Annotated in this window: 17 protein-coding genes; 7 read left to right on the forward strand and 10 right to left on the reverse strand. The window is 46.4% G+C overall.

Annotated features, from left to right (window positions below; all coding sequences use genetic code 11):
* Positions 1-53 precede the first annotated feature (53 nt).
* Complete coding sequence (locus tag AB4486_RS21765) at positions 54-413, reverse strand: RidA family protein (RefSeq protein ID WP_017071317.1); 360 nt, start codon at positions 411-413, stop codon at positions 54-56.
* A gap of 87 nt (positions 414-500) precedes the next feature.
* Here AB4486_RS21765 and AB4486_RS21770 point away from each other — a divergent pair, with 87 nt between their 5' ends.
* The gene (locus AB4486_RS21770; RefSeq protein ID WP_029235423.1) at positions 501-749 is read left to right on the forward strand and encodes a DUF3624 domain-containing protein; all 249 of its coding nucleotides are present in this window, start codon (positions 501-503) and stop codon (positions 747-749) included.
* A gap of 254 nt (positions 750-1,003) precedes the next feature.
* Here the strand turns inward: AB4486_RS21770 and argH are convergent, their stop codons facing one another.
* The 4 genes from argH to argC all read right to left on the reverse strand — a co-directional run bounded on the left by argH (position 1,004) and on the right by argC (position 6,356).
* Positions 1,004-2,878 (reverse strand): argininosuccinate lyase, encoded by a 1,875-nt coding sequence (gene argH / locus AB4486_RS21775; protein ID WP_017061136.1) that lies wholly within the window; start codon positions 2,876-2,878, stop codon positions 1,004-1,006.
* Positions 2,879-3,225: 347 nt separating this feature from the next.
* Positions 3,226-4,437, reverse strand: coding sequence for an argininosuccinate synthase (locus tag AB4486_RS21780; RefSeq protein ID WP_017061137.1), 1,212 nt, complete (start codon positions 4,435-4,437; stop codon positions 3,226-3,228).
* A gap of 113 nt (positions 4,438-4,550) precedes the next feature.
* Entirely contained in the window at positions 4,551-5,339 is a 789-nt protein-coding gene (argB, locus tag AB4486_RS21785) for an acetylglutamate kinase (protein ID WP_017061138.1), read from the reverse strand.
* A gap of 12 nt (positions 5,340-5,351) precedes the next feature.
* On the reverse strand, positions 5,352-6,356 hold the full coding sequence (gene argC / locus AB4486_RS21790) for an N-acetyl-gamma-glutamyl-phosphate reductase (protein WP_017061139.1): 1,005 nt from the start codon (positions 6,354-6,356) through the stop codon (positions 5,352-5,354).
* Between the two features lie 153 nt (positions 6,357-6,509).
* On the opposite strand from argC, the gene argE reads away from it, so the two are divergent.
* From argE to AB4486_RS21805, 3 genes are all read left to right on the forward strand, one after another.
* A complete protein-coding gene (gene argE / locus AB4486_RS21795; protein WP_009848891.1) occupies positions 6,510-7,646 on the forward strand; it encodes an acetylornithine deacetylase in 1,137 nt (378 codons plus the stop codon).
* A 251-nt stretch (positions 7,647-7,897) separates the two neighbouring features.
* Entirely contained in the window at positions 7,898-10,534 is a 2,637-nt protein-coding gene (ppc, locus tag AB4486_RS21800) for a phosphoenolpyruvate carboxylase (protein WP_170791819.1), read from the forward strand.
* 348 nt (positions 10,535-10,882) lie between these two features.
* Positions 10,883-11,422: a PadR family transcriptional regulator gene (locus tag AB4486_RS21805; RefSeq protein WP_017061141.1), complete on the forward strand. Its 540-nt coding sequence runs from the start codon at positions 10,883-10,885 to the stop codon at positions 11,420-11,422.
* A 124-nt stretch (positions 11,423-11,546) separates the two neighbouring features.
* Here AB4486_RS21805 and metF read toward each other — a convergent pair whose 3' ends face one another.
* The 3 genes from metF to AB4486_RS21820 all read right to left on the reverse strand — a co-directional run bounded on the left by metF (position 11,547) and on the right by AB4486_RS21820 (position 16,296).
* Positions 11,547-12,446, reverse strand: coding sequence for a methylenetetrahydrofolate reductase (gene metF / locus AB4486_RS21810; protein WP_372118598.1), 900 nt, complete (start codon positions 12,444-12,446; stop codon positions 11,547-11,549).
* Between the two features lie 254 nt (positions 12,447-12,700).
* Complete coding sequence (locus AB4486_RS21815) at positions 12,701-15,112, reverse strand: bifunctional aspartate kinase/homoserine dehydrogenase II (protein ID WP_372118600.1); 2,412 nt, start codon at positions 15,110-15,112, stop codon at positions 12,701-12,703.
* A 2-nt stretch (positions 15,113-15,114) separates the two neighbouring features.
* Positions 15,115-16,296, reverse strand: coding sequence for an O-succinylhomoserine (thiol)-lyase (locus AB4486_RS21820; RefSeq protein WP_017063681.1), 1,182 nt, complete (start codon positions 16,294-16,296; stop codon positions 15,115-15,117).
* A 208-nt stretch (positions 16,297-16,504) separates the two neighbouring features.
* Here AB4486_RS21820 and metJ point away from each other — a divergent pair, with 208 nt between their 5' ends.
* Entirely contained in the window at positions 16,505-16,825 is a 321-nt protein-coding gene (gene metJ, locus AB4486_RS21825; RefSeq protein WP_004415993.1) for a met regulon transcriptional regulator MetJ, read from the forward strand.
* A gap of 166 nt (positions 16,826-16,991) precedes the next feature.
* Here the strand turns inward: metJ and AB4486_RS21830 are convergent, their stop codons facing one another.
* Complete coding sequence (locus tag AB4486_RS21830) at positions 16,992-18,281, reverse strand: malic enzyme-like NAD(P)-binding protein (protein WP_017061144.1); 1,290 nt, start codon at positions 18,279-18,281, stop codon at positions 16,992-16,994.
* A 334-nt stretch (positions 18,282-18,615) separates the two neighbouring features.
* Entirely contained in the window at positions 18,616-18,834 is a 219-nt protein-coding gene (rpmE, locus tag AB4486_RS21835; RefSeq protein WP_004737142.1) for a 50S ribosomal protein L31, read from the reverse strand.
* Positions 18,835-19,166: 332 nt separating this feature from the next.
* Between rpmE and priA the strand changes: the two genes are divergently transcribed.
* Positions 19,167-21,368 (forward strand): primosomal protein N', encoded by a 2,202-nt coding sequence (gene priA, locus AB4486_RS21840; RefSeq protein WP_372118602.1) that lies wholly within the window; start codon positions 19,167-19,169, stop codon positions 21,366-21,368.
* A gap of 240 nt (positions 21,369-21,608) precedes the next feature.
* The gene (gene cytR / locus AB4486_RS21845; protein WP_017103629.1) at positions 21,609-22,613 is read left to right on the forward strand and encodes a DNA-binding transcriptional regulator CytR; all 1,005 of its coding nucleotides are present in this window, start codon (positions 21,609-21,611) and stop codon (positions 22,611-22,613) included.
* Positions 22,614-22,715 lie beyond the last annotated feature (102 nt).

Raw genomic sequence — 22,715 nt, forward strand, 5'->3', positions numbered from 1 at the left:
CATATAAAAAAGCCTCGCATAACAGCGAGGCTTTTCATTGAACTAAGAATGACTTAACAACAGCTGTTTTTCTCAGCAGCAATCACAGAGATCTCAACAAGTAGCGCTTCGCGAGCCATGTCGCCTGTCACACATGCGCGAGCTGGAGCGTGGCCTTCTGGAACCCATGCATCCCAAACTGCATTCATTTCTTGGAAGTCTTTCATGTCTTTCAAGTAAATCGTTGCTGACAGCATGTGCTCTTTGTCGCTGCCTGCTTGCTCAAGTAGCGCTTCTACTTTATCTAACATGGTTTGAGTTTGTTCAGTGATGTCTTTAGTTGCATCAGCACAAACTTGGCCACATAGGTAGATAGTACCGTTGTGTTTAACAATACGGCTCATACGTTGCTTGGTTTCTTGGCGCTCAATCATCGACTTTCTCTCTCTGTGTCACCGTGATCCAATATCTTGTGACGTGTTATTATCAGGGCAACAAGCATAACGCGAATCAAACCCAAGATGACATGCATTCATTGCAATAAAAGTGAAAAAATCCGTAACAAACTCGGTCGCTGCCAGCGTTGCATGAATCAGCTGATGGTGTTGTCGATTTTGAGTTGGGGAGTATGGTGGCTGTTTTTCAGAGAAGACCCAAAAACCATCAATGCCATCGCGTTGATGATGGCCGCTTTCGCGTTCAGTGGCTTGCTGTCGTTGCATTGGGTCATGAAGTTTGTGGTGCTACCGTTAAAGGGCAAAAAACGTTAGCTGGAAGTCTTTATTGGATAAAGAGTAGTGATTAGAGACAGGGCTAAACAATCCGATAATTCATCATAATTTTCGAGCTATTGTCATTTCCCGAACAGCAGATAGAAAAAAGCCCCAGAACCAATCGATTCTAGGGCTTTCTTAGAAAATTCTAAGAAAAAGCAGTGGTACTTTAATAGACCGGGCTTTTCTTAGTTTGTTCCCAAAAAAGATCAGATTTTTGATCTTTTTTTAGGAGCTATAAAATCAATGCCTTATGCAACATTAACCTTAGCAATTATCTGCTCTACCAAGTTCACTTCCAATGCCACTTCATCACACGCATGTTGACGAGGACACTGGTCACAATCTTTCAGTACCTTCTCAGGCAGCAGAGATTTCGATGTTGGTAAGAAATCATGCTTCATAAAGAACTCTGGAGTACGAGTCAGCACAAACACCTTCTTGATGGCCATTTGTCGCGCTTTCTCAACCAAGTGCTGCACAATTGCGGTACCCTGCCCTTGACCTTGCCAGCCAGCTTCGACACCCAGTGAACGGATTTCCGCTAGGCCAGAGTCATACACATAGAGTGATGCACAACCTGTCACCTCACCATGATGCTCTGCGACCGCAAACGAGCCAATATCACGCACCAGTTCATTACGAGAACGAGGTAGGTTTTCACCCATGTTCGCCCAGTAAGCGACCATACCTTCCAACGCTTCAATATCGGTCAGACGAGCAGGACGAACCTTGACGATGGACGTATCACGCTGTGATAAACGTTTCTCAGCTTGGTCAACCGCGTAAGCCACTTGCTGTGGAGATACACCGCCTAGCGCGCTACGTTTTTCAAGACACGATTCAATGGTCAGGATGTCATACACATCTTCCTCAATCACCTCAGAGAACTCTTTCATCTCTGCGATGGTTAATTCTTCTAATGCACAGCCTTTAGCAATCGCCGCCACTACCGTCACACCAACAATATGGTGAGCTTCACGGAAAGGAATCCCTTTCGCTACTAGGTAATCAGCCAATTCAGTTGAGTTCGCGTAGCCTTGTTTCGCGGCTTCAAGTGTACGTTCGCCGTTCACTTTAATGCCGTCAAAACAGAGTGCTGCCATTTCCATACAATCATTCCAAGTATCTAAAGCGTCGAACAGACCTTCTTTATCTTCTTGCATGTCTTTGTTGTACGCCAAAGGCAGAGCTTTTACTGTCATCATCATTGCCGCTAATGAACCGTAAACACGGCCAGTTTTGCCACGGATAAGCTCTAGCGCATCTGGGTTTTTCTTTTGTGGCATCAGAGATGAACCTGACGTCACGGTATCCGCTAACTCGATGAAGTTTGATTCACCTGAGTTGTAGAAAATCATATCTTCTGCAAGACGCGAAAGGTGAAGCATAGAGATAGAAGCAATCGACATTAGCTCCATCACATGGTCGCGGTCAGAAACTGAATCTAGAGAGTTGCGCGTTGCACGACGGAAACCTAAGTTGTGAGCTAACTCTTCACGGTCCATCGGGTAAGCTGTTCCAGCAAGGGCACCAGAACCCAGCGGACATGTGTCTAGACGCTTAATCGCATCATTCAAACGTGAATAATCACGCTCAAGCATTTCAACGTAAGCCAAGCACCAGTGAGCAAAAGTTACCGGCTGAGCACGTTGTAAGTGAGTGTAGCCAGGAAGCACGGTTTCTTGATGCTGAGAAGCAACGTTCACCATTTGGCTTTGTAGGCGATCCAATGCCAGTAGCAGTTGGTTACCTTGCTGACGACACCATAGTTTCAGGTCTGTCGCCACTTGGTCGTTACGAGAACGGCCAGTGTGAAGTTTTTTGCCCAAGTCACCGACTTTGCCGATAAGTTGCTGCTCAACCCAGCTGTGAATATCTTCTGCATCAGAACGTAGAATCTGTTCAGGATCTTCCATCACCTCAAGTTTTAGCTCATTCAGCGCTAACTCAAGCTTCTGTTGCTCTTCTTCTGTTAATACGTTGACCGACAGTAGAGCTTTAGACCAGGCAATTGAGCCCACAATGTCTTGCTCAGCCAATCGGTAATCAAAACGAAGAGAATCGTTAAAATCTTTGAACCGGGTGTCTGCTGCTTGGGTAAATCTACCGCCCCATAATGCCATTGTGTATCTCCTAATTGCACAGTGCTCACTGTTTTTGCAAATGATAATTCTGATTAAGATTCAGTATTTTTCTGATGGTTTAAACTTACGGCAATTCAAAATGAAAATAAAGTATTAATTCATTATTTTCACATATTTATTCACCAACAGTTCAATCCATTGATTATTTTTAGCGTGGAGCGCGAATTATATGCTATCCGATAGGAAAAACCGAAGCTGATTTATTAGGCAAATAGAAAGTAAAAAGCCCACTCACTAATCAATAGTGAATGGGCTTTGCATAATAATGTCTGTTTACTAACCTTCAATCTTTCATCAAAGGCTAGCTCACTAACTCATTGTTAGGATTACTTTTGGCTATTCAAAGCACGGATACGGCTTGATAGCGAGTAAAGGCGGATGAAGCCTTCAGCATGGCTTTGGTCGTAAACTTCATCTTCACCAAAGGTTGCAAACTCTTCTGAGTACAGGCTGTTGTCAGAACGCTTCTGAGTCACCGTTGCATGGCCTTTGTAAAGCTTGATAACCACTTCACCATTCACGTCTTGTGCTAGCTCTTCTGTCGCGGCAAGGATTGACTTACATAGTGGAGTGAACCAACGACCATCGTATACAAGGTGAGAAGCCTTAACACCGAGCTCTTCACGGAATTCGAATGCCGCTTTATCAAGAACCAGTTGCTCTACTGCACGCAGTGCTTCCATCATGATTGTGCCACCCGGAGTTTCGTAACAACCACGAGACTTCATGCCAACAAGACGGTTCTCTACGATATCGATACGACCAACACCGTGCTTAGCACCTTTCTCGTTTAGGTAAACCAGTGCGTTGTATGGCGTCATTGTTTCGCCATCAACCGCAACCACTTCGCCTTTTTCAACTTTAAGCGTCACTGTTTCAGATTCGTTTGGCGCTTGCTCAGGGTCTACAGTCCAAGCCCAGCAATCTTCGTTAGGTGCATTCCATGTGTTTTCTAGAACGCCGCCTTCTGTTGAGATGTGCCATGCGTTTGCATCACGCGAGTAAATCTTAGTAAGAGAAGCCGTACAAGGGATGTTACGCTCAGCCAGGTAATCTAGACACTCTTCACGACTCACTAGATCCCATTCACGCCATGGTGCAATTACGTGTAGATCAGGTGCTAGTGCAGCAAATGCGCCTTCAAAACGAACTTGGTCATTACCTTTACCAGTACAGCCGTGACACAGTGCGTCTGCACCTACTTTACGTGCGACTTCAACCTGTGCTTTCGCGATGATTGGACGCGCCATCGACGTACCTAGTAGGTATTTACCTTCGTAGTAAGCGCCCGTTTTCAGCGTTGGGTAGATGTAGTCAGCAACCATCTCTTCTTTAAGGTCTGCGATGTAACACTCAGATGCACCAGAAGCTTTTGCTTTCTCTTCGATACCAATCAACTCTTCGTCGCCTTGACCAACATCCGCAACAAACGCAACCACTTCACAGTCATAGTTCTCTTTCAACCATGGAATGATTACTGATGTGTCTAGACCGCCAGAGTAGGCTACTACAACTTTCTTTACGTTAACTTTGCTCATTTTCTTTCTCCTAGTTTCCATACTGCACATGGCGGTCAGCGTTGGAAATGACTTCATAATTATATGTTTATTTAATTTGTCTAAATTCTTTAAGTAGTGACTCGTTGTGAGACCTACTGAGGTAAAAACTGTGTTCCTATGCTTTTACCTGAAAACAGTTGTGTTAGCTTTTCTGGGTATCGCCAAGTGGCAACTTCGATTGGTCGTCCAAGGTCGTTAGCGGCTTCTAGTGCGGCTTGAACCTTAACGATCATGCCGTCGGTAATCACTTTGCCTGTAATAAGGTCATCAGCTTGTTGTTGATTAAGGCTTGGAATGAGGTGACCTTTGCCATCCAACACACCACTTACATCAGAAAGCAGTACCAGTTCAGCATCAAGTGCGCCTGCAACGGCAACCGCAGCTTGGTCGGCATTGACGTTCATCAGTTGGCCTTGCTCAGTCAGACCAATCGAGCTAATGATAGGCAGTGCGCCCGCATTAAGAATCGCTTGCAGAACGGTTGAGTCGCCCGGCTCCGCTTTTCCTACCGCCCCCAGTTCAGGGTTCAGTTCGCTCACTTTGCATAAACCACCGTCTGCTAGGCTTAAACCAACGGCATTGATACCGTCTTTAATCGCCTGACCTTGAAGTAATTTATTCGCCGTGCCCGCTAATGCACCAGCGATCACTGGGATCTGATCATAAGGAGTAACACGTAGCCCTTCTTTCTTAACGGTTTCGAGGTTCAACTTATTCATCAAATCATCAACAAGGTAACCGCCGCCGTGAACAATCACGATTGGTCGTTGTGCCTGTTGTTGGTAAGCAGAGATAGCACCAAATAACTTGCTAAGTGTTTCACCACAAGATAGCGCAGCGCCACCTAACTTTATGATTAATGGTTGATTATTAAGGCTCATATCTAGATTTCCTTACACTAACGCAGTTAATGGCGCAAAACCATAACGTAAATTCAAACACTGCATCGCTTGGCTAGATGCACCCTTTAATAAGTTATCAATCGCTGAAACAACGATGATGTGATGACCTTGAACCTTCCAACCTAAGTCGCAGAAAGGTGTCTGTTCTACATCTTGAATTCTTGGCAGTGTCTCTTCGAGTAGTCTCACTGCTGGTTTACCTTGGTAAGCTTGTTCAAAGGCATCTTGTATCTGTTGTTCTGTCACGCCTTCAGCCAGTTTCATGGTGATGGTCGCTAAAATACCGCGCTTAAAGTTGCCGAGGTGTGGAGTGAAAATCACATCACATCCTAAATGTGCAGCCATTTCAGGTTGATGACGGTGATTGAAGACGCCATAAGCTTGCAGGCTTACTTCGCAGAAGCTGTTAACCATCGTCGCCTTGCGGCCTGCACCAGTCACACCGCTAGTCGCGTTAATCACTGGCCATTGGTTTTCATCCAGTAACTTGGCCTCAACCAAAGGTTTAATCGCCAGTTGTGATGCCGTTGGGTAACAACCCGCGACAGCGACAAGCTGAGCTTCTTTAATTTCTTGTTCGTTCCATTCCGCTAAACCGTAAGCCGCTTTGTCTAGCCATTGTTCGTGTTGATGTTCAAAACCGTAAAACTCTTGATAGAAGTTTTCGCCTTTAACTCTGAATGCTCCCGATAGGTCGAAGACTTGGCAATCGTTCTCTAGAAAGATTGGCGCTAGGTCGTGACTAACCTCGTGTGCCGTTGCTAAGAAAATCACATCAGACTGTTTAGCTACTTCTTCCGGATTTGTTAAAGGTTGTACTGGCATATCAATCAAACCAGCTAACTTACCGTGCAGTGCCGCAATAGGTTTACCTGCGTCTACACTATTGGCTGAGACATATAAACCTGATAGCGTGAGCTCAGGGTGTCTGTTTATCATTAGAGCCAGTTCTGCTCCTGTGTAGCCGCTTGCGCCAATGATCGTGGTTTTCAACATCTCAACACATCCATTTTTGAGGTAAGTTACATTTCAAATTTGACTATTCATACTTAATTTTTAGCTTTATTTGATTTCTTATGCATTAAATATGATTTAATATGTGTTTTACCGACTTATGGTTTTCCTGTCAATAGTAGAAGTGAAGTTATTATGCAATTACCGAGTTTTCTTGAGGTCTACAAAGGCCTAATTTCCACAGACTCTATTAGCTCGACCGATCCAAGCTGGGATCATGGCAACGAGAAAGTGATCGAAAAAATGGCTCAATGGTTTAAAGACGTAGGCTTTAGCGTTGAAGTCGTGGAAGTCGAACCCGGCAAGCATAATATGGTCGCTAAGATGGGATCGGGCGAAGGTGGCTTGCTACTCGCAGGACACAGCGACACAGTGCCATTTGATGAAGGACGTTGGAACTTCGACCCTCACGCACTAACAGAACACAACAATCGCTTCTATGGATTAGGCACAGCCGATATGAAAGGCTTTTTCGCTTTCGTTTATGAAGCGGCAAAGAAGATGGATTGGAGCAAACAGACCAAGCCGCTATATGTATTGGCAACCTGTGACGAAGAGACCACCATGCTGGGTGCGCGTCATTTCACTGAAAATGCGCCGTTTAAACCGGATTACTGCATTATTGGTGAGCCAACCAGCCTTGTGCCGATTCGTGGCCATAAAGGCCATGTTGCTAACGCTGTGCGAGTAACGGGTAAATCAGGTCACTCTTCTGATCCTGCATTAGGTGTCAACGCCATCGAGATCATGCATGAAGTGTTGTTCGCTTTAATGCAACTGCGTGACAAGCTAGTCAAAGAGTATCACCACCCGGGTTTCGCAATTCCAAGCCCCACTCTAAACCTTGGCCATATCCACGGTGGCGACAGTGCCAACCGTATCTGTGGTTGCTGTGAGCTGCACTATGATGTGCGTCCTTTGCCAGGTATCAGCCTAGATGGCTTGGATAACATGCTGCGCAGCGCACTTAAAGAAGTGGAAGCAAAATGGCCGGGCAGAATCGAGATTACGCCACTGCACGAACCTATCCCAGGTTATGAGTGCCAACACGACCATCCATTTATTGGTGGCATGGAATCAGTTTGCGAAACTGAATCACAAACCGTGAACTACTGTACAGAAGCACCTTTCCTTCAAGAACTTTGCCCAACCTTAGTGCTGGGGCCGGGCTCTATCGACCAAGCTCACCAACCAGATGAGTTCCTAAGCTTCGATTTTATCGATCCAACGATTGATGTTCTGAGTAAATCTATTCGTAAATATTGTTTCTAGCTATTGCTACCCTTGCGATACTTTTTTATAAAAGCTGCCCTAAAAGGTGGCTTTTATTCTGTTATCCCAGCCAAAGCCTGATCTTGTAATTAAATTTCACTTTATTCCGAAGTCTTGGAAAATTTACTTCTCCCGCATTTCGAAAACTAATAATTGCAAACTTAGAATGCTTTATTTGACTAGATACAGCACTTTTCGCTAGATTGTGTACTTAACAAGGAACAATGGATGTAATTTTTTTACGAGGCAGGATGACAATGAACGAGAAATACGCCGCTCTCAAGAGTAACGTAAGCATGCTGGGACGCTTGCTAGGTAACACAATCCAAGATGCACATGGTGACGTTATCTTAGAGAAAGTGGAGACTATCCGTAAACTTTCCAAATCCGCCCGCGCAGGCAACAAAGCTGACCGTGACAGCCTAGTTGAAGAAATCAAAAACCTGCCGAACGAACAACTCACTCCTGTTGCTCGTGCATTTAACCAATTTCTCAACCTCACCAACATGGCAGAGCAGTACCACACCATCTCTCGCCACTGTGAGGAGCATGTTTGTGAACCAGACGTGCTGCAATCTCTATTTTCCAAATTAAACCAGAATGACATCAGCAAGCTAGACGCGGCTCAAGCCGTTCGCGACCTGAACATTGAACTCGTTCTGACTGCACACCCAACAGAAATCACTCGTCGCACCATGATCAACAAGCTAGTTAAGATCAACGAGTGTCTGTCTAAATTAGAATTAAGCGACCTATCACACAAAGAGCGCGTGAAAACCGAACGCCGCCTAGAGCAACTGATCGCTCAAGGTTGGCACTCAGATGTGATTCGTCAACAACGCCCAACGCCACTTGATGAAGCTAAGTGGGGCTTTGCGGTTGTAGAAAACTCTCTATGGGAAGCCGTTCCTGACTTCCTACGTGAAATGGATGGCCGACTAAAAGGTTATCTTGGTGAAGGCCTGCCGATCGATGCACGCCCAGTACACTTCTCATCTTGGATGGGCGGTGACCGCGATGGCAACCCATTCGTAACGCACACCATCACTAAGGAAGTTCTGCGCCTATCTCGTTGGAAAGCTGCCGATCTTTACTTAGGCGACGTAAACGAGCTGATTACCGAACTGTCGATGACTAAGTGTAATGATGCCGTTCGTGAGCTAGCAGGTGATGAACACGAAGCTTACCGTGCAATCCTGAAGAACCTACGCACTCTACTGAACAACACGCTAGAAGTGCTGGATGCAAAATTGCATGACACAGAGGTTCCGAAGAAAGAAACACTACAGAACATCGAGCAACTTTGGACACCGCTTTACGCATGTTACCAATCGCTGCACGAATGTGGCATGGGCGTAATCGCAGACGGTTCTCTGCTTGATACTCTGCGCCGCCTAAAAGCGTTCGGTGTACACCTAGTTCGTCTCGATGTTCGTCAAGAAAGTACTCGTCACTCAGATGTACTGTCTGAACTGACTCGCTACCTAGGCATTGGCGACTACGACCAATGGAACGAGCAAGACAAGATTGCTTTCTTAACCAATGAATTAAGCTCTAAGCGTCCGCTTCTTCCTCGCGATTGGGAGCCATCTGAACAGGTTAAAGAGGTTTTAGACACCTGCAAGGTTATTGCTGCTCAACCTCGTGAAGCCTTCGGTGCTTACGTAATTTCTATGGCTCGTACTGCATCAGATGTACTGGCTGTTCACTTACTACTGCAAGAATGTGGCTGCCCATACCGCATGGACGTATGTCCGCTGTTCGAAACGCTAGACGACTTGAACAACTCAGAAGCAGTAATGAAACAGCTAATGAGCATCGACTTGTACCGTGGCTTTATCCAGAACCACCAAATGGTGATGATCGGATACTCTGACTCAGCGAAAGATGCGGGCGTAATGTCTGCAGGTTGGGCTCAATATGATGCAATGGACAAACTGGTTAAGGTTTGTGATGAAGAAGGCATTGAACTGACTCTATTCCACGGTCGTGGCGGTACGGTTGGTCGTGGTGGTGCTCCGGCGCACGCTGCTCTTCTTTCTCAGCCACCTAAGAGCTTGAAAGGCGGTTTACGTGTAACAGAGCAAGGCGAAATGATCCGCTTTAAACTTGGCTTACCAGACGTTGCTGTAAACAGCTTCAACCTTTACGCAAGCGCGATTCTAGAGGCGAACCTTCTGCCGCCACCTGAGCCAAAACAAGAGTGGCGCGACCTAATGGAAGTGCTATCTCAAGTATCTTGTGAGGCTTACCGCAACGTGGTTCGTGGCGAAGAGAAATTCGTACCTTACTTCCGTCAAGCGACACCTGAACTGGAGCTAGGTAAACTGCCTCTTGGCTCTCGCCCTGCGAAACGTAACCCGAACGGCGGCGTAGAAAGCCTACGTGCGATTCCATGGATCTTCTCTTGGAGCCAAAACCGTTTGGTACTGCCTGCATGGTTAGGCGCTGGTGAAGCGATTCAGTACTCTGTAGATCAAGGCCATCAAGCCCTGCTCGAAGAGATGTGTCGCGAGTGGCCGTTCTTCTCTACCCGTCTCGGTATGTTGGAAATGGTGTACTCGAAGTGCAACATGGAAATCGCTAAGTACTACGACCAACGCCTTGTTGACGAAGAGCTATTACCATTAGGTGAGTTACTGCGTGAACAGCTGCAAAAAGACATCAAAGCCGTGCTAAATGTTGAGAACAACGAGAACCTAATGCAGAGCGACCCTTGGGGACTTGAGTCAATCCGCCTACGTAACATCTACGTTGAGCCACTAAACATGCTTCAAGCTGAACTGCTTTACCGTACTCGTAAGTGTGAAACACCACCAGCAGAGCTTGAAGAAGCGCTAATGGTGACGATTGCAGGCATTGCAGCAGGCATGCGAAACACTGGTTAATTAGTGATTCCTACCATTCAACAGACAAAAGGTCGCCTAGTGCGACCTTTTTATTTCACAAAATAAGCAATAGTGAGTTTTTTGTCAGTTTTTTGGGTTATTTTGTCCATGTATTCTACTTTATGCTTATTATTTAGATATACTACTGCTCCGCTGCGGAAACACTCCAAAAAATAATCTGCAGCATCTTGACCAATAAACTGGTCAACCTAGGTGATAAACGGCTTTGTAAGGTGACATAACCAACCGATGAGTTGGTGCTACTTAGACATAACCAATATAACGTGCCATTAGAAGCACACTTGTTGTTTAAGTATTTGTTTACTGTTTACCATTTGGATTTCAGACATGTCATTACCACACGTAATTCTAACCGTTTTAAGTACACGCGATGCTACTGGTTACGATATCACAAAAGAATTCTCCGCAAGCATTGGTTACTTCTGGAAAGCTAGCCATCAACAAGTTTACCGCGAGCTAAATAAAATGGCTCAGAACGACCAGGTAACTTGCGTGCTTGAGCCTCAAGAAGGCAAACCTGATCGTAAAGTTTACTCTATCACTGATGCTGGCCGTGGCGCGCTAGGTGAATGGTTTGAACAACCAACTGCACACCCAACCGTTCGTGACGAGTTCTCAGCTAAGCTAATGGCTTGTGCTGTACAACCTTCTGACGCTTACCGTGTACAACTTGCTGAGCTAGTAGAAGAGTCTCGCAAACTGGTTTCTCACTACCGTGAAATCGAAGCAGCTTACTACGCAACGCCATCGACACTAGACAAGCAAGCACGCCTTGAGCGTCTAACACTTCGTCGTAACCTACTTATCCGTGAAGCATGGATTGTATGGGCTGAAGAAGTACTGCTTGAACTTGGCGCTCTAGCTTAAGTTAAGCTAGAAAAGCAAAAGGCTTGAACTCTATGAGTCCAAGCCTTTTTTGTATCTATAGGATTTGAAATGTTACTGCCAGAGGCTTTTTACAAGTGCTTAGGCTTTACTTCTTAGACTTTTCTTACAGCGCAGCGACTTGCGGACGAACACCTAGCGTATGGCAAAGTGCATAAGTCATTTCTGCACGGTTTAGCGTGTAGAAGTGGAAATCTTTCACACCTTCACGGCTCAGTGTACGAACCATATCAATTGCTTGGCTAGCACCAACAAGCTGACGAGTCGTTGGATCATCATCCAAACCTTCAAACTGCTTCGCCATCCAGCCCGGTACTTTTACGTTGTTCATCGCAGCAAAGCGAGATGCTTGCTTGAAGTTAGAAACAGGTAAGATGCCCGGTACGATTTCAACATCGATACCTGCCGCCACACAGCGATCACGGAAACGTAAGTAACTTTCTACATCAAAAAAGAATTGCGTGATGGCACGGTTAGCGCCAGCATCCACTTTACGCTTCAGGTTAATAAGGTCTGATTGAGCACTTTTTGCTTCAGGGTGAACCTCAGGGAATGCCGCTACTGAGATATCAAAATCGTGGCGAGATTTAAGTAGCTCGACTAGGTCAGATGCGTACATCTCTGGCGCGCCGCCGCCTGCTGGAATATCACCACGTAGCGCAACAATACTCTCGATACCATTTGCCCAGTAATCGTCGGCAATTTGAATCAGCTCTTCACGGCTTGCATCAATACACGTTAGGTGCGGTGCAGCCACTAGGCCGGTTTGGTTTTTAATTTCTTTAATGATTGAGTGGGTACGGTCACGTTCACCCGAGTTTGCACCGTAAGTTACCGATACAAATTTTGGTTGGAGTGTTTTAAGACGGTGAACAGAATTCCACAAGGTCTCTTCCATCTTCTCACTGCTTGGTGGAAAAAACTCAAATGACACATTGATGTTGTCAGAAAGCTCAGCGATATTCTGATTTAAAGCGTCGATATGGCCTGCGTGTGTGTATCCCATCTTACTCTCCCTGTGGCAAAAACAACCACTAAAACTCAAATCCTTAAACGACATTTAGACGTCTATATGTCTGTAGAATGTATTGAATACGATTTAATGTCAACAGATCCATTATGAATTTTTCTCAAGTAGATCGTGAGTAAAACTCAAGTCGTTAGATGGGTCGCAAAGCAGAAATAATGTAGAAAAAAGGCTGAAAAACACATCGTGCTTCCAGCCTTATTTATCTTAGTGAATAGTATGCTATTTAGAATTTAAAACAGGCTAGACATTCTGTTTAGATCAGATTGAATTGCACCTGCCGTTACTTCACGACCGGCACCTGGGCCACGAATAACCAATGGATTATCTTTGTACCATTTGCTCTCAATCGCAAAGATGTTGTCGCAAGGCAACAAGTTCGCCAGAGCATGTTCTTTAGACAGTGCTTCAACGCCTACGGTTGCCTTACCGTTCTTCTCCAAACGCGCTACGTAACGTAAAACCTTCTGCTGAGAGTGCGCTTTCTCTAAACGCTCAGCCAGCTCTTCGCTCAGTACAGAAGCTTTGTCGAAGAAGTCATCCACAGATAGATCTTGCAGCTCTGCAGGTACGAGCGATTCCACTTTTACGTTTTCAGGTTCGATATCCAAACCAGATTCACGCGCCAGAATCACCAGCTTACGCATCACGTCTGAGCCATCTAGGTCAGCACGAGGGTCAGGTTCCGTAAGGCCTTGTTGCCATGCTAAGTCAACCAACTCGCTGAACGGCACGGTGCCATCAAACTGTTGGAACAACCAAGACAACGTGCCCGAGAAAATGCCAGACAACGCAATGATGTCATCGCCACTTTCACGTAGGTCACGTACCGTGTGGTTAATCGGCAATCCAGCACCCACTGTCGCGTTGTACAACCAATGACGGCTGATCTTAGCGAAAGCATCTTGTACTTGATGGTAATACTCGCTCGATGCAGAACCTGCCACCTTGTTCGCCGAGATTAGGTGAATACCTTGTTGTGCGATTTGCAGATACTTTGCTGCAAGCACTGGGCTCGCAGTCACATCCAGAACCACTGCTTCGTCATAACCTTGAATAGAGCCCAAACGCTCTAACCAGTCGTTACCATTGTTAGCAATAGCTTCGTCGTCAAAGCGCTTACCTACCGAAGTCGCATCAATGCCTTGATCGTCGAACCAATAGGTTTGGCTATCAACCACGGCAACCAATTCAAAGTTCATTCCACGGCGCTTTTCAAGTTCCGCTTTTTGCTCAGTAAACAGGCTTAACCAGCTTGAACCAATATTGCCCTTACCACACAAGGCAATCGCAACACGCTTCTGCGCTTGGAACAGTTGAGAATGAATGCCTTTCACTAGACTTGATGTTTCACTCTTACGAATCACGGCTACCAAGCTTAAGCCTGAGTTCGCTTCTGAGATGAACTCCACTGGCGAGCTCTTGAGCTGCTGGTAGAAACCGTAGCAATGGTTCGGGTTCTTAGTCACACCCGCACCCACTGCAGCAATCAGAGAAAAACCTTCTTTCAGTTTAATCTCAGCTTCAATCGCGTGATCTTGTAGATATTCTAATGCACCACCAGCGATCTCTTCCGTGTAAGCAAGGCGCAAGCAGTGTTGATCGGGTTCTAATTCATAAGCAAGCGGCTCTAATTGAGCACGCTTAAGCCCTTCAAGGACTTCACTCTCCAGACGGTCGAAATCATGGCCGTGACCAAAAGTCAGTTGCACGATAAGAACTTCATCCAAAGAAGTAATGATTTTTGCACCACGCCCCGATGCCAGTACTCGCTCTATCTGTGTAGAGCCCGCCTCCGGCTGGTAGCTGCAGCGCAAGCTGAGATCCATAGCACTTTGAGCGACAGGCTGTAGCGTTCGGCTGTGTAGCACTGGAGCCGCAAGACGAGCTAATTCACTGGCTTCATCAAGGCGAAGCAGAGGTAATAAGCACGCATCCGAAACCAAACGAGGGTCTGCGCTGTATACGCCCGCCACATCACTCCAGATTGTCACGCGTTCAACTTCAGCCAGAGCACCAATCACGGTTGCTGAGTAATCCGAACCGTTACGACCAAGCAGTACCGTTTCGCCTTCGCAGTTCTGAGCCATAAAGCCTGTAATTACCACGCGGCAATGTGCATGCTGCGCCAAGGCTTCTTTAATCAGAGGATAAGAGCGTGCGCGGTCAACTTCAGGTTGAGCACCCGCTTCTGCACGTAAAAAGGCACGCGCATCTTGAGCAACCGCTTGTAAGTCATGCTGGCACAACAACGTCGCCAACAAACGTGAAGACCAAACCTCACCATGACCCAGTACTTGTGCTTTTTGTGCTTCACTCAAGGGAGCCGTTAGCTCACCCAAAGCGGTAAATTCTTGTTGGATGGTTGCCGTTAGTTGCGAGGCGGCTTCACCTTCAAGCAGAGCCTCAATCAGTTCAAGTTGAAACTGACGAAGGGTTTGCAGGCATTCATGAGCAATACGACCATCTTTGTCGAGCGCTTCAACAAACTCAATTAAGCGGTTGGTTGTTTTGCCTGCGGCCGATACCACCACCAAATCAGATGCTGATGAGTATTCTCTAAGAATGTTGACCACGCGTTGGTAACATTCAGGATTCGCTAAACTGCTGCCACCAAATTTATGTAGCTGCCGAAAGGTTGCCATTATTAACCCTCCCCTTCAGCGATAAAGCGCTGTGTTCTTTCAAACGCTTGCTTGAGGTCATCGATTAGGTCTTCTGCATCTTCAAGGCCAACAGATAGACGCAGTAGTTGCTGAGAAACACCCGCTTCTGCTAAGGCTTCTTCACCCATCGCGCGGTGAGTCATCGACGCAGGGTGACAAATCAGGCTTTCAACACCGCCCAATGATTCTGCCAAAGAAAACAGCTCTAACTTATCAACAAAGTATTTAAGCGCCTCGAATGAGCCCGCAAACTCAAAACTGAGCATGGAACCAAAGCCCGATTGCTGTTTCTTCGCGATATCATGACCCGGATGTTCAGGAAGGCTTGGGTGGTAAATAGTGCCAACAAGATCTTGTTGCTGCAGAGACGCTAGAATTTCACGTGAGCTTTCTTCGTGAACTCGCATACGCGCACCTAGCGTACGAATACCACGTAAAGTCATGTAGCTATCAAATGGTGTGCCGGTCGCACCAATACAGTTGCCCCACCATGCAAGCTCTTCCGCGTGTTCTTCTGTCTTAGTGACCACAACGCCACCAATAACATCTGAGTGTCCATTGATGTACTTAGTGGTTGAGTGGATAACAAAATCAGCACCCAGCTCTAAAGGCTTTTGGAACACAGGTGTCAAAAACGTGTTGTCGACAGCAACCAGAGCACCAACCTCTTTCGCTTTACGGCAAGTTTCTGCAATATCAACCACGCGAACCAGTGGATTCGATGGGGTTTCAATTAAGATCAACTTTGGCTTAAGCGCGAGCGCCGCATCCAGCGCTGCTTGATCCGATTGATCAACGAACAGAACTTTGAAGTCACCTTTTAGCGAGCGAGTGTTAAACAGACGGTAAGTACCGCCGTAGCAATCGTGCGGTGCAATAATAAGATCATCGCCGCCTAAAAAAGCCGAAACCCATAAGTTAAGCGCCGAAGTACCACAGTTAGTCACAACCGCGCCTTTGCCTGATTCAAGCTCAAACAGTGCCGTCTCTAATAAACCGCGGTTTGGGTTACCAGAACGGGTGTAATCGTACTTTGGCACTTCACCAAAAGCGGGAAACCCATAGTTAGTCGAAAGATAAATGGGTGGGACAACGGCATGGTGTTGCGTGTCTGACTCGATACCAGTACGTACTGCGATTGTTGCTGGCTTCCGGCTGCTCATAGGTGCTTCCTTACAAGTTTTGCGTCTGAGAATCACAGCGGCTTGTCGGCATTTTGCGGCTGTGTTAGATATATGTTATTCACTTTACTTTCATAAACGTGAGACGTCAACACTTCTAGACGTCTATATGTCTTTGCTTATGGCAGTAAATCCCGCTAAAATCACCACTATTAATTTATTCTAACAACTAAAGTGATGAAGGTACGCAATGGCCGACTGGAATGGTGAATACATAAGCCCATATGCTGAGCATGGAAAGAAAAGCGAACAAGTAAAGAAAATTACAGTTTCTATCCCTCTAAAAGTGTTAAAGGTTCTTACTGACGAGCGTACTCGCCGCCAGATTAATAACCTACGCCATGCAACAAACAGTGAGCTACTGTGCGAAGCCTTTCTACATGCGTACACAGGCCAACCACTACCAACGGATGAAGACCTTCGTAAAGACCGCCCAGACGATATTCCTGCTGAAGTGAAAAAGCTGATGACAGAGATGGGTATCGAGTTCGAAGCGTTTGACGAAGAATAAAAACAACTCAGTCACTGCCTTCATTATTGATTCGCTCTAGCTGAACCTTATTTATCACATCGCGCATAGCTTTTTATGATTGCGCTGTGAATGATAGACATAAAAAAACCGACTCCAGATGAGTCGGTTTTTTATTATTCTTTTTGGCTCAATAGAGCAACAGCTATTAAGCCATATAGTTAGCAGGCATCTCGATACGAGCTACGCCAGATTCAACAGCCGCTTCCGCAACTGCTCGTGCTACGCGAGGAAGTAGACGTGGGTCCATTGGCTTAGGAATGATGTACCCCTTACCGAACTCCAGTGCAGTCTCGCCCGCAGCTGCTAGTACTTCAGCTGGAACTTCTTCTTTCGCCAGTTCACGAATCGCTTTAACCGCCGCTAGCTTCATTTCGTCATTAATTTCGCTCGCACGCACGTCTAGTGCACCACGGAAAATGAATGGGAAACAAAGTACGTTGTTTACTTGGTTAGGGTAATCACTGCGGCCTGTACCCATGATTAGGTCAGAACGAACTTCGTGTGCAAGCTCAGGCTTGATCTCTGGATCTGGGTTTGAACATGCAAACACAACAGGCTTATCAGCCATCAGCGTTAGTGCTTCAGCAGGCAGTAGATTCGGCCCCGATACACCCAAGAACAGGTCAGCGCCTTCGATAACATCTTCAAGCGTACGCTTATCAGTGTTATTTGCGAACAGCTCTTTGTATTCGTTTAGGTCATCACGACGAGTATGGATCACACCTTTACGGTCAAGCATGTAGATTTTTTCACGCTGAGCGCCACACTTAATCAGTAGTTCCATACAAGCAACCGCCGCTGCGCCAGCACCTAAACAAACGATCTTACACTCTTCAAGTTTCTTACCTTGAAGCTCGATCGCATTCAGCATACCCGCTGCCGTTACAATCGCAGTACCGTGTTGGTCATCGTGGAATACCGGAACATCACAACGTTCAATCAGGCGACGTTCAATCTCAAAACAGTCTGGTGCTTTGATGTCTTCCAGGTTAATACCGCCGAATGTATCTGCGATATTCGCAACTGTATCAACGAACTCATCGATTGTGCGGTGTTTTACTTCAATATCGATAGAATCTAAACCAGCAAAACGCTTAAACAGGAGCGCTTTGCCTTCCATAACAGGTTTAGAAGCAATAGGGCCAAGGTTACCTAGGCCAAGAATCGCTGTACCGTTAGAGATAACTGCAACCATGTTGCCTTTACCTGTGTACTTATAAACGTTATCAACGTTCTGTGCGATCTCGCGAACAGGCTCAGCCACGCCTGGGCTGTATGCAAGTGCTAGGTCTTCTGCAGAGTTTGCAGGCTTCGTCAGTTCTACGGCAATTTTGCCTGGAATTGGGAACTCATGGTAATCAAGAGCTTGCTGACGGAATTGTTCTTGAGGTGATAATTCTTGAGAGGATTGAGCTTGGCTGCTGTCTTCAGACATAGGTGTAGGTTCCTAGGATATTATTATTTGGGGGATCTTGTTCATGTTAATGGATGTACTTCAAAGTTCCTAGGTGGTTGAAGCATCTGTCTCATTAAAAAACGAGATTTCACTACTAATAAGACCAGTGAGCAGTTGAAATTACTATCGCTTGTTGAAGTTTCGTGCTGAATTTTGGTGAAGAGAGATACGCAAGGAATTGCCCTGAAATAGAATAGAGAGGCAACTTATCGTTGGGTGAGAGTGATGCTTGAATAGAAGTCAGTGCTTTCTCAAATTACAGGCAACAAAAAAGGACACCGAAGTGTCCTTTTTCATGTCTAAATAGCGAGAATTACTTCTTGCTAGAAAGAGCACCGAAACGCTTGTTGAAGCGATCAACACGGCCGCCAGTATCTACGATACGTTGCTTACCAGTGTAGAACGGGTGACATTTGTCACATACGTCTAGGTGGATTGATTCTTTTGCTAGCGTTGAGTTGAACTCAAATGTGTTGCCGCAAGAACAAGTTGCAGTAACTGCTTTGTATTCTGGGTGGATTCCAGCTTTCATGGGATAACCTCAAGTAGGCCGTGTCGCTATACGATTCTAAGCCGCACACCACACGTAGTTTAAAAAAAGAAATAAAGACACCGCATCGACACAAAAGAGTGATGAAGCCATACCTTTAAGGCGCAGTATAGTAATGAATCTATAAAGCAGGATCAACCGATTTGATACATTTTTCACCAATTCTCTCTTTATTTCCTTTATCGGCCTGAGATTTCGGGCTGTCGTTGTCGGTATACGCTAACTCGCCGCCTTCATCCAAACTGCTTCTCGAATTTAACCGCCTTATCCTTTAGACTGTTCGCTCTCGTCAACTCAGATAAAGCCGTCCCTTTATGCGTCCAATGATTGCCCGCGTGGCACTGCCTGTTCCACTCGACAAGCAGTTCGATTACAAGATTCCAAACCACCTATTCCCGATTATTGGTGGTCGCGTCTCTGTGCCTTTTGGACGACAAACCTTAACCGGCATTGTCACGGCTCTGGTTAACGAATCCGAGTTCGATCTAGATAAGCTCAAGCCCATTAAAGCCTTATTAGACAACCAACCCGTTTGGCCGGAATCTGTCTATTCACTGTTAATGTGGTGCAGTCAGTTTTATCAGTACCCCCTTGGCGAAACCTTTGCTAACGCCCTTCCGAGCGCTCTAAGAAAAGGCAAAGCCGCCGACTTCGCGACGCTGGTTGAGTGGCAGTTAACACCATCAGGCAAAGACCAACTGATGCAAGGTTTTGGTCGCGCGGTAAAGCAAGCCAAAGTAATGCACATGCTTGAGCACGGCCCGGTTCCTCATCAAGAGTTCATTGATGAAGAAGTTGGCAGCGCCGTACTCAAAACGCTAGAAGAGAAAGGCTGGATTGAATCGGTAGAGAAAAAGCCAAAGCGTCAGCCGTGGCCAGTTGAACTTGAGAATGACCAAGACAAACCTAAGCTCAATGCCGAACAAGCCATCGCGATTGCGACCGTAAATAGCCAAACCGACTTTGGTTGTTTCCTGTTAGAGGGCGTTACTGGCTCAGGTAAGACCGAGGTTTACCTGAATATGATTAAGCCGATTCTCGACCAAGGCAAGCAAGCGTTAGTCTTGGTACCTGAGATTGGCCTCACCCCTCAAACGATTAACCGCTTTAAGCGACGCTTTAATGTGCCTGTTGAGGTTATCCACTCAGGTTTAAACGATTCTGAGCGACTGAATGCTTGGTTATCGGCGCGCGATAAAATAGCAGGCATCGTGATTGGTACCCGTTCAGCTCTGTTCACGCCATTTGCTGACCTAGGTATTATCATTGTCGATGAAGAACACGACGCGTCTTATAAACAGCAAGATAGCCTGCGCTACCACGCTCGTGATGTGGCGATCATGCGTGCGCACAAAGCGCAGATCCCGGTTGTGTTAGGCTCGGCGACTCCGGCCTTTGAAACACTGCACAACGCTCAGATCGGCAAATACAGTTATCTCACCCTCACTTCACGTGCGGGTGTCGCACTGCCGACCACCAACAAGGTCTTGGATGTTAAAGGTGAATATCTAGAAAGTGGCCTGTCTGCATCGTTAATTGCAGAGATGCAAAGACACCTCAAAGCTGGCAACCAAGTGATGCTGTTCCTCAATCGCCGAGGGTTTTCTCCCGCATTGATGTGTCACGATTGTGGTTGGACAGCCGAGTGTAAACGTTGCGATGCTTACTACACCTATCACCAATACAGCAATGAGATGCGCTGCCACCACTGCGGTTCTCAGCAGCATATCGTGCACAATTGCCAAGGTTGTGGATCTGCAAACTTAGTGACAGTGGGTGTCGGGACCGAGCAGTTAGAAGCGCAACTTGGCCAACTATTCCCTGAATACAAAACCATTCGTATTGACCGCGACAGCACCCGCCGTAAAGGCAGCTTAGAAAGCGCACTCGAGTCGATTCGTAAGGGTGAATTCCAAATTCTTATCGGCACGCAGATGCTTGCTAAGGGTCACCATTTCCCTGACGTGACACTTGTGGCGTTATTGGATGTGGATGGCTCTTTATATAGCAGTGACTTCCGAGCGTCTGAACGTCTTGCCCAGCTATTCATCCAAGTAGCGGGACGCGCAGGACGAGCAAGCAAACCCGGTGAAGTGATCTTACAGACTCACCACCCAGAACATGGGTTGTTGCAAGCCTTGCTACACAAAGACTATAACCACTTTGCTCAGACGGCGCTGGCAGAACGTAAGCAGGCAATGTTACCGCCTTATACCTTTATGGCGCTGTTTAGAGCAGAAGCCAATGACACACGTTTGGTGGAAGAGTTCTTGCGTCAGGTTCGTCACACATTGGAATCGCACCCGCTGTTTGACCAATATTGCATGGTGTTAGGGCCAACCCCAGCGCCACTGGCAAAGCGAGCAGGCAAATCGCGCTGGCAGTTAATCTTACAAACTCAGACGCGCTCGTTAATGCAGAAGCTATTAATGAGTGCCAAGCCGGCCATCAATATGTTACCTGCTGCGAAAAAAGTTCGCTGGTCACTCGATATTGAGCCGCAAGATTTGAGCTAAACCCACTTGGGTTAAAACTAATGACAAGTTTGTTCACAAATATTTCATATTTCTCGTGAGCAACTTCACACTAGTCATGTGATTTTTGTTAATCTAGCCGTAACTTTACACGGATTAAACGAATAAAATATTGCAATAAAAAAAGTGTTAGCAACACTTTCATAATATCTATTCGATTACATTTATTATTCACGCCTTAGATACTTAGGCGACAAAGGAACTTAAAAGAGGGTTTAATTTATGGCGACAATGAAGGATGTTGCCCAGCTAGCAGGCGTCTCAACAGCCACGGTATCACGTGCATTGATGAACCCTGAGAAAGTCTCAGTTTCGACTCGCAAACGAGTGGAAACAGCAGTACTTGAAGCTGGATACTCACCCAATACATTAGCTAGAAACTTACGTCGCAATGAATCAAAAACCATCATCACTATTGTTCCTGATATCTGTGACCCTTATTTCGCCGAGATCATTCGTGGTATCGAAGATGCCGCAGTAGAAAATGATTACCTTGTTCTACTGGGTGATAGCGGCCAGCAAAAGAAGCGCGAGTCTTCGTTTGTTAACTTAGTTTTCACCAAACAAGCCGACGGCATGCTTCTGCTGGGTACTGATCATCCGTTTGATGTCAGCAAGCCTGAACAAAAGAATTTACCGCCGATGGTGATGGCGTGTGAGTTTGCCCCTGAACTTGAACTGCCTACGGTACACATCGATAACCTGACCTCTGCCTTTGAAGCGGTTAACTACCTAGCTCAGTTAGGTCATAAACGTATTGCTCAAATCTCAGGCCCCGTATCGGCAACACTGTGTAAGTTCCGCCAACAAGGCTACCAACAAGCACTGCGTCGTGCCGGAGTCTCTATGAATCCAGCCTACAGCACGGTTGGTGACTTCACCTTTGAAGCGGGCGCTCAAGCAGTTCGTCAATTACTGGCACTGCCTGAACAGCCAACCGCTATTTTCTGTCACAACGATGCGATGGCGATTGGTGCGATTCAAGAAGCGAAGAAGCTGGGCTTGCGCGTTCCTCAAGACCTATCGATTGTCGGCTTCGATGACATCCAATTCGCTCAATACTGCGATCCACCGCTAACCACCATTTCTCAGCCTCGTTATGAGATTGGACGCCAAGCGATGTTGATGATGCTTGATCTATTGAAGGGCAACGATGTGCAAGCAGGTTCGCGTCTGCTTGAAGCTAAATTAGTGGTTCGAGGCAGTACAGCGCCACCTCGAATGTAACCCTCAGAAATACCCTTATAAATCTGCGGCACATTTTGATGTGCCGCTTCCATTTCTGCACTATTATCCTCGCGCAATCTGGATTACCATGAGGGCAGAATC

It is taken from the genome of Vibrio sp. 10N.222.55.C6 (genome assembly GCF_041473395.1).
GTDB lineage: Bacteria > Pseudomonadota > Gammaproteobacteria > Enterobacterales > Vibrionaceae > Vibrio > Vibrio crassostreae_C.